At 43.8% G+C, this 14,153-nt stretch carries 11 protein-coding genes; all 11 read right to left on the bottom strand.

The features are described 5' to 3' along the window. Nucleotides 1-362 precede the first annotated feature (362 nt). On the bottom strand, nt 363-737 hold the full coding sequence (locus BU200_RS02275; RefSeq protein WP_075098618.1) for a PTS glucitol/sorbitol transporter subunit IIA: 375 nt from the start codon (nt 735-737) through the stop codon (nt 363-365). Between the two features lie 246 nt (nt 738-983). Continuing rightward, nucleotides 984-1,976, bottom strand: coding sequence for a PTS glucitol/sorbitol transporter subunit IIB (gene srlE / locus BU200_RS02270; RefSeq protein ID WP_075098617.1), 993 nt, complete (start codon nt 1,974-1,976; stop codon nt 984-986). 18 nt (nt 1,977-1,994) lie between these two features. Further along, nucleotides 1,995-2,537, bottom strand: coding sequence for a PTS glucitol/sorbitol transporter subunit IIC (srlA, locus tag BU200_RS02265; RefSeq protein WP_075098616.1), 543 nt, complete (start codon nt 2,535-2,537; stop codon nt 1,995-1,997). 710 nt (nt 2,538-3,247) lie between these two features. After that, nucleotides 3,248-3,724, bottom strand: a complete 477-nt coding sequence (locus tag BU200_RS02260) for a transcriptional regulator GutM (protein ID WP_075098615.1) — start codon at nt 3,722-3,724, stop codon at nt 3,248-3,250. 13 nt (nt 3,725-3,737) lie between these two features. Further along, nucleotides 3,738-5,408, bottom strand: coding sequence for an HTH domain-containing protein (locus BU200_RS02255; protein WP_211268953.1), 1,671 nt, complete (start codon nt 5,406-5,408; stop codon nt 3,738-3,740). Between the two features lie 174 nt (nt 5,409-5,582). Continuing rightward, nucleotides 5,583-6,383, bottom strand: a complete 801-nt coding sequence (locus BU200_RS02250; RefSeq protein WP_075098613.1) for an SDR family oxidoreductase — start codon at nt 6,381-6,383, stop codon at nt 5,583-5,585. Nucleotides 6,384-6,755: 372 nt separating this feature from the next. Further along, a complete protein-coding gene (gene tkt, locus BU200_RS02245) occupies nt 6,756-8,726 on the bottom strand; it encodes a transketolase (protein WP_075098612.1) in 1,971 nt (656 codons plus the stop codon). 975 nt (nt 8,727-9,701) lie between these two features. Continuing rightward, nucleotides 9,702-10,763, bottom strand: coding sequence for a zinc-binding dehydrogenase (locus tag BU200_RS02240; protein WP_075098611.1), 1,062 nt, complete (start codon nt 10,761-10,763; stop codon nt 9,702-9,704). A gap of 10 nt (nt 10,764-10,773) precedes the next feature. After that, nucleotides 10,774-11,826, bottom strand: coding sequence for a galactitol-1-phosphate 5-dehydrogenase (locus BU200_RS02235; RefSeq protein ID WP_075098610.1), 1,053 nt, complete (start codon nt 11,824-11,826; stop codon nt 10,774-10,776). Nucleotides 11,827-12,398: 572 nt separating this feature from the next. Further along, complete coding sequence (locus tag BU200_RS02225; RefSeq protein WP_075098608.1) at nt 12,399-13,673, bottom strand: PTS galactitol transporter subunit IIC; 1,275 nt, start codon at nt 13,671-13,673, stop codon at nt 12,399-12,401. A 21-nt stretch (nt 13,674-13,694) separates the two neighbouring features. Continuing rightward, complete coding sequence (locus BU200_RS02220; RefSeq protein WP_075098607.1) at nt 13,695-13,988, bottom strand: PTS sugar transporter subunit IIB; 294 nt, start codon at nt 13,986-13,988, stop codon at nt 13,695-13,697. Nucleotides 13,989-14,153: the final 165 nt, after the last annotated feature.

Here is a 14,153-nt window from a genome sequence, read left to right as displayed (position 1 = left end):
ATGGAAAGATTTGGTTTTAGCTGTTTGGAGGGCTTTTGATAGAAGAGCAGTGTCTGCTGGGCTTAATTTAAAATCTGTTGGTTTCATATTTCTATTATATCACGTATCATTATTTTTTATTGAGTATTAGTTTATATTTTTATTACTTCGTTAACTCGTCTTGTATAATTGAACTCAGGCTAAAAGCTCGGAAAAAAGAGACGCAGGTGTTCTAGCTTTAGCTAGTTACAGCTGTGGCTCCCTTTAGGGATAAATACTCCTAGCTCTAAAGGTATGGGATACCTTTAGAGGCGGGAAATAGAAGTTTGCAGAGCAAACTCTCTCTAGCTTCGTTGTCGTATTTCCTATTTTTCAGTCGCTTTTTAAACGCCCTCGTATCTTATACTAATCACACTGCCTTCTTTAAGTGGCGGAACGTGCCCTGCTTCCACATGCAGAGTTCCTGGTAGCGATCCTGCTTGGGAGCCGTCAAAGGCAATGGTGATATGTCCAAGAGCAGATAGGTTTTGTTCAACAAGATTACCCACTGCGGTAACAGGATATTCCACACCGTCAACCACCAAACATGCACCTGGGAGGATAGACCCCGACAAATCCTTGTTACTAATCTTGTAGCAGTAATCAGCCAAATCAGCTGGCGCTTCCATTCCGAATAAAATGAGCATATTTGCCTCTTCAATCATGTTTGGAGCCTGTTCTCCGATACTTACAATCTTTGTTTCAAAAATTTTTGTCATTCATCTATCTTCCTATTCTAATCTTATCTAATCTTTTCATCTCTTTTAGTACGAGCAGCACACTTCAGAAATACCGGACTAGGGCAGTCGAGTGAGCTAGCGAATAAAAGGGAGATGATTTTTCTTCAATATATCTACACTTACTCTCTAACACCCTACTGACAAGCAGGACATAGTGAGCAGAACCACTTTTCTCAACTGCTTAGTCCAATGAGGGAACGTGCCAAAATTGATGGTTGATGCGCATTAGCTGTACAGACCGAAACTTGCTAACCATGCTACAATGACACGGGGCACACCGTTCAAGAAACGAGAGTAGAGAACAGCTGGTACTCCTACTTCAACCGTTTCCGATTCTGCTTCGGATAAGCCAAGAGCAACGGGGATAAAGTCGCATCCATTTTGGGTATTGATAGCAAAGAGGGCTGGGAGTGCCATTTGGGGAGGAATATTTCCTTTTCCGATCTCTACACCAATCAAGGTCCCGATAATTTGACTGATAACTGCACCCGGACCTAAGAGCGGAGAAAGGAACGGGAGAGAGCAAATAAAGCCGATAAGGACCAAGCCCCACACGTTTCCAGCGAGCGGCACCATCAGTTTGGCAAGCCAGTTTCCGACACCAGATCCTTGAATAATCCCGATCAGAAGGGATACGAAAGCCATGAATGGCAAAATGGTATTGAGCATGGTTTGAATCGCTTCACGAGCTGCCTGATTAAAGGTGGCAACAACCTTACCAGCTCCCATACCGATACGGGCGATAAAACTGGTTTCCGCGCGTTGTTCGGTAATCTTTTTAGAAGTATCATAGCTTGGCTTTTTCGCCCCAACAGTTTGTGCTGGTGCTGCAACAGCTTCTGTTCCGTCCGCCAAACTAATTTGCTCGACATCGACATTTGAGACGTAGATATCTTCTGTGATGTACTGGGCTAGAGGACCGCTTTTTCCTGTTGGTACTACGTTAATAGTTGGAATGCCTTTTTTTGGATAAATACCGCAGCGAAGGGTTCCTCCACAGTCTACGATAGCAAGCGCAATTTCTTCATCTGGAATAGAGGTTTTAAAGCCATTGACTGGCTCCATGCCTGTCAACTCTGCGATTTTATCCACAATAGCCGGCTTTTCACCACCTCCAGTAATATAGATGAATTTGTGTTTTTCTGCTGTCGGAGTAATCACTAGCGGACCTCCGTAGCCACCACTGCCTTTTACAACTTTAATACTCTTATATGTCATTGTTTCATCCTCTTTTTCTTAGTCAAATGTCTTTTTAAGGGTAACACCTTGTTGTTTGGCAACATAGGCAGTTGTAAAGTCTGTCACCCAACCGCCGATGAAGTTCATGACTAACCCAACCAGTAGATAGCGAATGGCTAACTCGGTTTGATTAAGACCAAGCGTTTGGATACCCGTAGCAATACCGAGATAAACGAATAATTCACCCGGATTGATGTGGGGAAAGACCCCATTTGAGGTATGGCAGAATTGCATCTGCGCTGCGACAAAACCTGGTTTATAGTACTCAGGCAAGAACCGTCCCATACTGATTGCCATTGGATTTCCAAGCATGAAAGCTGAAATAAAGGGCAAAATCATGTAACGGGTGAGAGGATTTTTTGCAGAAACTTGGGCTAGACGGTGTACTCTTTCTTCCCCCAAGAGGGCAATGACCGTATTCATAGCCACCAAAAGCATGAGAACTACGGGAACAATCCCCGTCATCCAGCTGATAAAGGTGTCGCCACCCAGTTGGAAGAGCCTAATAAACCCTTCCGCAAATTTTACAACATATTCCATAATAGTCTCCTATAAGTAAGATACAAAGCCCGTTAAAAACTCAAAGCGAAAATAGGAAATCTGACGAAGAGTCATTAGACTCTATGAAGATTTATACCTAAAGGTAGCCATACCTGTAATCAGCTAAAGCTGAAACAGGTATGTCTCTTTTTCGCACAGAGTTTAGGGCGAGTTCAGTTAAGATACGAGGGCGTTAAGCGAGCAAAGCAAAAATAGGAGTTTTGACGAGTGAAAAGCTCCTGTGGAGGTTTTCAGCCTATTTCCTAAAGAACCAGCATCAGCTAAAACTGAAACAGGTATCGCTCTTTTTTGCACAGTGCTTAGCCCGAGTTCAATTACATTAAGATGTGAGGCCGTTTAAAAACCGAATGAAAATTAGGAAACATGACGAAGAAGCGTAGCTTCTAGGAATGTTTATCTATTTTCCGAGGTTTTAGGCTGAACTCAATTACATCAAGATACGAGGGCGTTCGACACGAGGACACCCGTTTTATCTCCAACCTTCCACAGTCTATTCCTAGGCTGTTAATACCATATCTGTAAAGCAGGCATAACCTGCAACGGCTACGGCAAACTAGGAAATCTGACGCAGAGTTTAGAGAGAGTTTGCTTCGCAAACTTCTATTTCCCGCCTCCAAAGCTAGTCCATACTTTTAGGACTTAAAGTATTTACCTGGTCTATCGCTCTGTCTCGCTTCGTATTCATTTGATTATTTTTTAAATTGGTACCTGATCCGTGCCGGAAGCATTTTTAAACGAGTCCCAAGATCCATGACTGGCGCAAATTTCGGGACATCCCGATAGTCGCCTACCTCGGATCGAACAAATACTTCTCGCGCATCTTCAATGGCTGTTTGCAATAATTTCTTTTCTTTTCGTACAAGGGGATTGTAGCTATCCAGATAATGGAGGTCTTGCCCTATATAGTCTGGCATCTGCTTAAACCGCGCTGCAACAGTGATACCCTGCATTCTACGAGCATCCAGAACCTGTCCTTTTTTATCGATCGCAAAGAGGACAATGGTCCCCGCCTTAATGCGACCACTTCTGCGCCCAATGGCGACACGTCCTAGTTTTTTCATCTCTGAATAGGTCTGATTGAAATGCTTGATCTGACGCAATCCCAAGATGATTTGACAGAGATATGCCACGATCACGACCGCTCCTAAAATATATAAAGTATCCATTCTTCCTCCTTTCTTACCCGCAAAGATCAATCCTTTTAGACGGATGGAGCAGTCCCAACCGTTCCTTAATGTGCGTTTCACTACTCCTGCGGAAGGTATTGTCAAAGATTTTAAAGAGTAAATCCTGATTAAAGTCATCCAACTCCATTGGCACAAAGAGTAAAATGAACTCGTGGATCAGCTGTCCAGCCTCGGTCTCTAAGGTAAATGGAAAATCTTCTGACACGACAACGATCAATTGATTGAGGCTAGCATCCGTCAGGTGTGGAAAGGCATAGCCGTCTTCTGAAATGGCTGGATTTTTAGCCTCCTTATCCTTCAATTTCTGAACCGCTTCGCTTGAGATTAACTGCTGTTTCTCCATTTCAGCAAGCAACAGCTCGAGATTGTCCTCATAGGTTTGACAGGTGTCAAACTGCACATGGATGACCTGACTGTACATCTCAATCTTTCGTCCCAATACAGTCCTCTCTAAGGCCTCCCGCTCAGCTTGATTCTCCTTGGTCACAAGCGACAAGGACAAGAAGGGCTGAAAGAGATTGTGGCTATACATGAGATTGTCGGTAAAGATCAAATCATAGTGCTTGTTTAGCTCCTCATAGGGTAAGTGGCTGACAAAATCTAGAAAATCAAGCTGTACAGTCTCGCCAAAGATTTGACGAATCTGGGTTTCAACCAAGTAGTTGAACGACTGCCCCGACTGGGTAATAACTGCAACTCGACCGATCAAGGGCTTGCTCTTGCGTGCCGTCAGCAATTCCATCCAAGCTGCTAACAACACCACCTCTTTTTCTGAAACAGCAACACCTGTCATTTCTACCACCCGATCCACGAAAAATTGGGATACGATTTTTGAAAAGGAACTTTGAATCAACTGCTCCCTCAGACTGACTTCTTCAAACTGCCATTTCATAACACTCCGATTGAGCATGCAAACTAGGTGCCGCTGCAAAAGTTGAGCACTTTCTTGAATATCCAGAGTAATGCCAAACTCTTGCACTGTCTGATGCAGGATCTGCTCTGCCATGTTAAGAATCTCTGTCCGTGCAATTTCTGCTGGAAGCAGTCCTAACTGCATAGGAAAAATTAGAAATTCCTTTTCTAGCTTGGTCAAGGGTCTTTCCATAAAATAGGACAAAATATCATAGAAAATAGTTGGTAGATCCAGAGCCTGCTGGCCGGTGAACCACCTGAAGTCCCTTTCATCCAAGGCATGGTTGCGACGTAAAACCGTCAGAAGCAAGGTGGAGTGAAAGGTGCGCTCAACATCAATCGGAAAACGATGGTGGCACACAAAATCCTGATAGGTGTCCAGCAATTCTTTGGGTAGTTCTAACTTGGTCTCCAGATAGTCCATCACTTCATAGAGATAGAGCAAACGCTTGGACAATTCAGAACCCACCAACTGAATTCCGACACCTGATTTGGACACAATTCTCAACTGGTAGTTCGCTAAGACAACTTTCATGCGATTGATGTCCCGAGTTAGGCTCCGCCGACTAATCCCTAGCTGCTCCGCTATCTTATCTGCCGAAAGAAAGTCCTCGGCTTCTAAGAGGATTTGGAAGAAAATAGCCTGACGCTTATGGAAAGAATTGAGATCCGTAGACAGCAACAAATCCTCTGTCACTAAGACCTTAAAAGCCTCTTCGTCGTATATCGTAAGCGATAGTTTCCCATTCATCTCTTGTATCGAAAAGAGATGATCATAACTGTATAAAAGTGATTCAATCAGGAGTTTAAGGGTCCGTCTAGAACATTGAAGCCTGTCACTCAACACCTCATAGCTGACACTTGCATGAGATGATAAATAATATAACAATGCCTTTTTGTTTAATTCTAGACTCATAATCCCTCGTTATCCTCTTGTTTTTCCGCCTGCTACATTTGTGGTGATACCTGTGATATAGCTTGCACGATCAGATAGGTAGTAACAAACCAAGTCTGCGACTTCGCTCAAACGACCACTGCGCCCCAATGGAATCGTGCTTGTATTATTGTAACCTGCGCGTAGTTCCTCAACAGTTTTTCCACGTGTATAGGCAAGGGCTTCTTCATAAGCCAAGGTACGAAGTCCAGTTGCTTCCATGATTCCTGGAGCAATGCCGATCACGCGAATGCCATGTTTGGCAAGTTCTTTCGCCCATGAACGGGTGAGAGAATAGACCGCTCCTTTGGTCGCAGCATAGATACTTTGCCCTTCACTACCTTCTAAGCCGGCTTCTGAAGCCATGTTAATAATAGCGCCTGATTTCTTCGCCGCAAGGATCCGAGCGACCTCTTGCGATACGAAAAAGAGCCCCTTGAAATTGATATTGACCATCTTGTCAAATTTTTCTTCATTCAGCTCATACTGTCCAGCTTCTTCTACCACATCAACCAGCAAACTTGGAATATTGATACCTGCGTTATTGACCAAGCCATCCACAGTACCAAAGTGCTCCACCACTTTAGCAACTGCTTCCTTGACCGCCTGATGGCTGGTCACATTAGTTTCGACAAAGAGCAGGTTCTCATGGCTCACATCTGAATCACGAATGTCAAAGTTTGCCACCTTAGCACCTTGCTTTAGCAAGCCTTTCACAATCGCAAGCCCAATCCCAGAGCTACCACCTGTCACGACATATACCTTGTCGCGAATAGCTAACCAATCTGACATCTTTTTCAACCTCCGTTGTTTTTATACTCATCAAAAATCAAAACATACTTTGGCAAGAATGCGGCTAAAGCTCCTGTGGAAGTTTTCAGCTTGTTCCCTTAAAACTAGAAGGAACGGGATGCTATCTGCGATTTCATCGCCTAGTATCTGTTTGGTTTTTCTTGAATATTACATGTTCATTATAAAACGGAAGCGCTTTAAAGTTAAGGACACCATTTTTTACAGCTCCTGCAGGAATTGTCCATAAGTGAGTCCTGATAGTTTTTGAAATTACTTTCTTCTATTTTATCATGTTGTGAAAGTTATTGAATGATTTTGACAAAAAAGACAGCCTTTCGGCTATCTTTCTCTATCGGCTATTTGAAATCTCTCTTACAATCCTTTGACGATATTCACTATGTTTTCAACAGTAAAGCCATATTCTTCGATAACTTTAGCTGCTGGTGCAGAGGCTCCAAAAGTATCGATACCAAGTACCGCACCGTCTAAGCCGACATATTTGTACCAGCTTTGTGTCGCAGCCATTTCAATGGCTACACGACGACGGATTGCGTTTGGCAAGATTTCTTCCTTATAAGCTGCATCCTGAGCCTCAAAGAGTTCCATTGATGGCACGCTGACCACGCGAACCTTGATCCCCTCTGTCGCTAGTTGCTTAGCTGCTGTCACTGCCAAGTTCACTTCTGAACCAGACGCAAGAAGAATGGTATCAAATCCTGCTTCTTCATAGACTACATACGCTCCTTTAGCAACCTTGTCAAAATCTGTTCCCTCTTCTACGGTTAAGTTTTGACGAGTCAAGGCTAAAACAGATGGTGTTGATGGGCTTGTTAGGGACAAATACCAAGCAGCTTGCGTTTCACGAGCATCTGCTGGACGGAAAACTGTCACATTTGGCATTGCACGAAGACCTGCTAAATGTTCAATCGGTTCATGGGTAGGACCATCTTCACCAACTGCAATTGAATCATGGGTAAAGACATAGGTCACTGGAAGTCCTTGAAGGGCAGACAAGCGAATCGCCGCTTTCACATAGTCAGAGAAGACCATGAAAGTACCACCGTATACACGAATGTTACTGTGGAGAGCCAATCCGTTCAAAATCGTTCCCATGGCAAATTCGCGCACACCAAATTGGATATTCCGATTCAATGGATGAGCTGCATCTTGCAAGCCCTCACCCTGAATGAAAGTCATGTTGGAATGAGACAAGTCTGCAGAACCGCCAAAGAAATGAGGGAGAACCGCAGCTGCTGCATTGATTGCATCCTGACTAGAGTTACGAGTTGCCTGTGAGAAACCTGTCTCTGGCATTGGGAGATCACTTGGTTTCAACTCAACTGCATCACGCCCTTCTAAGACCGCGCTCACTTCTGCTGCCAACTCTGGATATGCTTCTTTATAATCTGCCACAAGTTTTTCCCAAGCCGCGTAAGCTGCCTGTCCACGATCTGTCACATGCTCTTTAAAGTCTGCATATACTTCTGCTGGAACTTCAAATGGGGCATAAGACCAGTCCAAAGCCTTGCGAGTTGCTTCTGCCTCTTCTGCGCCTAATGGTGCACCGTGAACAGCATTGGTGCCTTGTTTATTTGGAGAACCATGACCAATGACTGTTTTGATTTCAATAAGGGACGGTTTTCCTGCAACTTTTGCAGCTTGGATAGCTTGATCAATCGCTGCCACATCTGTTCCATCAGAAACAAGGGCAGTATGCCAGCCGTAGGCTTCATAGCGAGCACGGACATCTTCTGTTAGAGCATCTTCTGTTCCACCATCCAAACAGATATCGTTTGAATCGTACAAGACAATCAATTTGTCCAATTGTTGAAGACCAGCATAAGAAGCAGCTTCAGCAGAAACGCCCTCCATCAAATCTCCGTCACCACAGATAACATAGGTATAGTGGTCAAAAATTGGATAGCCTTCCTTATTGTATTTAGCAGCCATAAATCGTTCTGCTTGAGCCAAACCAACCGCAGTTGAAATCCCTTGACCAAGAGGACCTGTCGTCACATCTACACCGGCAGTATGACCGAACTCAGGGTGACCTGGTGTTTTTGAACCCCATTGGCGGAAGTTCTTGATTTCATCTATGCTGACCTCTTCAAAACCTGACAGGTGCAAAAGAGCATATAGCAACATCGAACCATGCCCTGCAGATAAGACAAAACGGTCACGGTTGACCCAGCGTGGATGAGCTGGATTCAAGCGCATGTGTTTGGTAAATAGGCTATAAGCCATTGGAGCTTGCCCCATGACCGCTCCCGGGTGACCTGATTTCGATTTTTCAATGGCGTCTACTCCAAGGAAACGAATCGCATTAACTGATAAGTGTGACATATCTTTCTCCTCTTAAAAAGTTATTCTAGTTCTATTATAGCATAAAGCGTTTTCGTTGTTACAATACGTTCAACATTTGGACTTATTTTTACAGAAGAAGCGAGGAGCATTCTGTCCCCGCTTATCCATGAAAGCCTAACTTACAGTTCAATCCTCCATTCAAGATACTTCTTGCACTCTGCGTCACTGCTTTTTAATATAGCCTCTAGTCCAAATCCTATGGTAATCACTGTACGGCAATCATTTTTCGCCTAGCTTGAAAAACTTTGCTTGTTCTATGGATATGACAGTAACGGTTAATATCTGAAAGGTTACAGAGACCATATACTTTGGTAATTGAGTTCGGACTAGGCACTTTTTAAAAAGAGACGTAGCCCTTCCAGTTTTAGCTGGTCACAGATACAAGTTGCTTTGCTCATGTCCACAGTCTGGGGATAGACGGTGGAAGGTTGGAGATAAAACGAACAACGCTCGTATCAAACGCCCTTATATCTTGTGGAATTGAACTCGAACTACGAGCTGTGCAAAAAAGAGACGCAACTGTTGCAACTTTAGCTGCTCACAGGTGTGGCTACCTTTAGGGATATTTTTTCCTAGCTCCAGAGGTATGGTATACCTCTGGAGGTGATAAATGGAAGTTTGCGGAGCAAACTCTCGTCTAATAGTTCTGCGTCAAAACTCCTATTTTTGCTTTGCTCGCTTCCACAGTCTAGGAATAGACTGTGGAAGGTTGGAGATAAAACGAGCAATGCTCGTGTCAAACGCCCTTATATCTTGTCTAACTGAACGCGGGCTACAACTCGCTGACAAAGCATAGTCAGAAAGTTGAGGAACCCTAGACAACATCACAGTAGGCATCTGATTGGCGCTTATACGCCAATCTAGTTGCCCTTGTGGGGGTCTCACGACGAAGCGAACCGCTTCTGTTCGGCCGCCTATTTTGTCTAGGAGTTGTTTTACGCCCTTGTATCTTATTTAAAACTCTCCTGGGTTTGATTCTATCATCACTTTGAATTCTTTTCCACCCATGACGGATTCAAATGCTTGTCGCCATTCCTCGAGTGAGAATTTTTGCGTAATCATCTTGCTTATATTGACTGCTCCTTTGTTTAGAAGGTGGAGCGCAATTGGCCAGTCAAAGGGATTTTGTGAGCGGCAACCCACATACTCAATTTCACGTTGAATGATGGATTCTGTATCCAATTCAATGTACTTCTTCGCGAACAGCCCTACTTGAACAAAGCGACCGCGCTTCTTGATGAGTGGCAATACTTGGTTGACTGCTGGAGTAGCTCCCGAGGCATCATAGGCCTTATCGACACCATAGCCGTCTGTATATTGGTGGACAATCGCAGCCAAGTCTTCCCTTTGTGTATCAACGACTACATCAGCTCCCAATTCTTTGGCAAAGGCTAATCGCTCTGCATCTTGGGTAATCCCTGTCATGATGACAAAGGCGCCGATGTCCTTAGCAATTTGTAGCAAGAATAAACCAATTGGACCAGGTCCCATGATGATAATCTTATCATGGAGGCTAAGCTGGCTCTTTTGGTACATAGCATGTACACAACAAGCTAGAGGTTCCGTCATAGCTGCTCCCTCATAGCTAAGAGAAGGTGGCAAGATATGAACACTTTCTTCACGGGTCAAGACATACTTTGCCATAGAACCATTCTGCTGTGTCCCAATTCCCTTGCGCTTCATTGCTAAGTTATAGAGCCGATCATGTGTGTAAATATCGGTACTTGTTTCAAAGGTTGTTTCGCTTGTCACGCGATCCCCTACCTTGACCTTCTTGACATCTTCACCGACTGCTACCACTTGCCCGGAAAATTCATGTCCGAGAACGACCGGTGTTGCAGGGTTATTGTACTCACCTTTAAAAGTATGAATATCTGATCCACAAATACCTGTAAACGCAACCTTAATGAGTACCTTATCTCCTTCCGCTTTGGGTACATCCAGTTCTAGGAGATCCATTTTATCATAGCCGGGCTCTGTTTTAAAAACCCCTTTCATTTTAACTGGAATAGTCATGTTTACCTCCCTACTTGTCACTTTCTGGGAAAATCATCACTTTATTATATGATGCCTCCCGATTCACTGTTAGATTGAAAGCCTGCTGAATCTCATCAAGCGAGAATCGATGGGAAATCATCTCTTTCAATTTTATTTTACCTGCCTCAATAAAGGCGACAGAGTGGGTCCACTCTTTACCAGGGAATGGTGCAGAGTAGGAATTCCAAAACCCTTTGACCGTATATTCCCGTCTAAAGATATTCTCAAAGGCACGCTGACGCAGCAATACATCTGTATAGGCGATTCCTTGGTAGCCAATCTGTCCACCTTTCCTAGTAATTAAAAGGCACTGTTCTTCTGTTACCTTAGAACCTGCACATTCTAAGGCAATATCAACCCCCAAACCATCGGTCAATCTTGCAACAGCTTGCTCCAGTGATTCCTCTAAGGGATTGATTGTATCTGTTACCCCGTATTTTTTAGATTCCTCTAGCTTATTCGGGTCAATATCAATTCCAATAATTCGCTTGACACCCGCTAGGCGAAGCCACTGAACACTTAGAATACCAATCGTACCTAAGCCAAAGACTGCCACTTGATCCCCAACTTGTGGATTCAAGCCCATGACCCCGTGAGCTGCTACCGCCAACGGTTCAATCATTGCCGCCTCTTCATAAGAGATTTTTTCTCCAATATTCAAGACATTCGTCTCTGGTACAACAACGTACTCTTCAAAGCCACCGTAATAGTGAGACCCTATCATCCGATAGTCTTCACAAAGTTGGTATTTGCCTTCACGACAGTAGATACAGTTGTTACAAGGTAAGAAAGGCACAATCGCAACACGATCGCCAACTGATACCTGCTCTACCTCTGCTCCTACTGCCTCTACTTGACCTGAAAATTCATGCCCCATGACCATGGGTAAATCATACTTCCACTCACTTTGCATCTTGTGAATATCAGAGCCGCAGATACCTGCAGCTTTGACTTTCACTAAAACCTCATGTGACTGTGGCGTCGGCTTATCCATTTCACGGATTTCAAAATGGTTTAATTCTGTCAGCAATGCTGCTTTCATTATTTTCCGCCTTTCCCTTTAAGACCTGTAATAGATCTTCTATAAAATCAACATCTTATCCTCTTTACAAATCAAAACGATACTTTTAGTTCCTAATTTTCCACAGGGGGTCCGTCGCTTTTTTAACGCTCTTATATCTTGATGTAATTGAACTCGAGCTAAGCACTGTGTAAAAAAGAGACGCAACTATTGCAACTTTAGTTGCTTCAACAGTCTAGGAATAGACTGTTGAAGGTTAGAGATAGAACGAGTGCAACTCGTGTCAAGTATGGCTCCCTTTAGGGGGACGCAGGTGTTCTAGCTTTAGCTAGTTACAGCTGTGGCTACCTTTAGGTATAAATCTTCCTAGGGTCTGATGACCCTTCGTCAGATTTCCTATTTTCGCTATGAGTTTTTTACGGGCTCGTATCTTATGTAACTGAACGCGGGCTAAGAGCTGTGTAAAAAAGAGACGCAACTGTTGCAACTTTAGTTGCTTACAGGTGTGGCTACCTTTAGGTATAGATTGCCTTGTGTTCATCGAACACATCGTCAATCTCCTATTTTTACTTTGCTCTTTACGCCCTTGTATCTTATATTCCAGAGAATAGTTGGGCGAATTTCAAGATTAGCCAGTTAAGGACGTTCCCGCCCATATCAAGGCTGGAGACAAGAGTGGCTCCTTCTGGAAATTCGTATACGCCACGCATCATTTCTGTATGTTCTGGTGCAAAGTTTGTCGCCATGTAAAGGGCAAATGTAATAACGATAGCACCTGTAATCACAGACTGAATGATATTACCTTTACGGTTGGCTACGATGAGTGATACATAGAAAGGAATGGTTGCCAAGTCACCAAATGGAAGAACCTTGTTGCCCGGTAGGATAATCGCAATCAACAACGTAATTGGGACAAGGAGCAAGCCAGTTGCAAGGTTAGCAGGATGACCAGTTGTCAGGGCAGCATCCATACCAAGATAAATGGTACGGTCGCTATTACCATTACGTTTTTGCAAGAAGTCACGCGCCGCCTCTGAAATTGGAATCAAGCCTTCCATCAAGATTTTAACCATCCGAGGCATCAAGAACATCACCGCTCCCATGTTGATCCCCATTGTAATAATGCCACCAGCATCATATCCTCCAAGAGCTGCAATAGCAGCACCGATAATAATCCCCATCATCATTGGCTCACCAAAGATGCCAAATTTTTCTTGGATGGTGTCTGCACTAACGTCAAGCTTATTTAAACCAGGAATTTTACCCACCAGTATCCCCACAGGAATACCGATCAAGCCAAAGGCGTCCGTAGAACCAGTTGGAAGGCTGACACCTTCTAGTCCATAGAATTTTTCAACCATCGGAGCTGTCCAGTCTGCAATCAGTAAGCAGGCGATTTCATACAGGACACCACACAGGATTGAGAACCACCAATTCCCACCTGTTACGATATAACCCGTTGCAGCAGCAGCGATAAAGTGCCAGTAGTTCCATAGGTCAATATCAAGGGTCTTGGTCGTCTTAGTGAACAACATGATCAGGTTCACCACCACACAGATGGGGATCATAATCGCAGAAACTGGAGCTGCCCATGCTGCTGCCGCTGCTGAAGGCCAACCAGTATCAATAATATTCAACGATACACCAAAGTTCTCAACCATTGCTTGGGCTGCAGGACCTAAGTTACTAGACAACATACCGATTACAAGGTTAATCCCAATGAAACCAATCCCTACCGTCAAACCCGACTTGAGGGATTTTCCAAATGGTAGCCTGAAAATCAAGCCGACAATTGTCAACATGATGGGAAGCATCACAGATGCTCCTAAGCCGAGAATATACTGAACAACGTCATTGATAGCACTCATTGTTTCTTCTCCTTTTTCCTTTTATCCTAAAATTGAGCGTGCAGCCTCCAAGACTTGCTCGTCTACTTTGTCTGCATTGATACCAGTTAGATACCCCATTGCTTTGATTGCAGGAATACTAAATTCACCCGGAAGAAGAGTGGTGGTAATCAACAGATCTGCATCTGCTTCTCTTGCCTTTGCTTCTGCAATTTTGATTTGAAGAATATCAACATCAATATTGTTGGATTTAAACAAATCCTCTACACGTTTCATTACCACTGTTGATGTAGCGATTCCTGCACCACATGCAACCAATACTTTTAATTTAGCCATAAGTTGTTCTCCTTTATAGGTTATATAGTCGTTTCATTTACTTTTAATACTAACTCAAACAGTCTGGGGAGAGACTGGTCGAGGGGGGAAATGAAGAAAACGAAGTTTTCTTCAAAAGTCTCAGGTAGTGGAGTTTTTCACTCATCAAGACAAGCTGACAAAGCC

It is taken from the genome of Streptococcus acidominimus (assembly GCF_001921825.1).
Taxonomy (GTDB): Bacteria; Bacillota; Bacilli; order Lactobacillales; family Streptococcaceae; genus Streptococcus; species Streptococcus acidominimus.
The sequence above is the reverse complement of the archived record's forward strand: the minus strand, read 5'-3'. Positions and strand labels throughout refer to the sequence as shown.

Coding starts and splice junctions, on each gene's coding strand:
- BU200_RS02220 (WP_075098607.1), bottom strand. CDS start 13,988: ATGGCTAAATTAAAAGTATTGGTTGCATGTGGTGCAGGAATCGCTACA.
- BU200_RS02255 (WP_211268953.1), bottom strand. CDS start 5,408: ATGAATGGGAAACTATCGCTTACGATATACGACGAAGAGGCTTTTAAG.
- BU200_RS02240 (WP_075098611.1), bottom strand. CDS start 10,763: ATGACTATTCCAGTTAAAATGAAAGGGGTTTTTAAAACAGAGCCCGGC.
- srlE (WP_075098617.1), bottom strand. CDS start 1,976: ATGACATATAAGAGTATTAAAGTTGTAAAAGGCAGTGGTGGCTACGGA.
- BU200_RS02250 (WP_075098613.1), bottom strand. CDS start 6,383: ATGTCAGATTGGTTAGCTATTCGCGACAAGGTATATGTCGTGACAGGT.
- BU200_RS02225 (WP_075098608.1), bottom strand. CDS start 13,673: ATGAGTGCTATCAATGACGTTGTTCAGTATATTCTCGGCTTAGGAGCA.
- BU200_RS02275 (WP_075098618.1), bottom strand. CDS start 737: ATGACAAAAATTTTTGAAACAAAGATTGTAAGTATCGGAGAACAGGCT.
- BU200_RS02235 (WP_075098610.1), bottom strand. CDS start 11,826: ATGAAAGCAGCATTGCTGACAGAATTAAACCATTTTGAAATCCGTGAA.
- BU200_RS02260 (WP_075098615.1), bottom strand. CDS start 3,724: ATGGATACTTTATATATTTTAGGAGCGGTCGTGATCGTGGCATATCTC.
- tkt (WP_075098612.1), bottom strand. CDS start 8,726: ATGTCACACTTATCAGTTAATGCGATTCGTTTCCTTGGAGTAGACGCC.
- srlA (WP_075098616.1), bottom strand. CDS start 2,537: ATGGAATATGTTGTAAAATTTGCGGAAGGGTTTATTAGGCTCTTCCAA.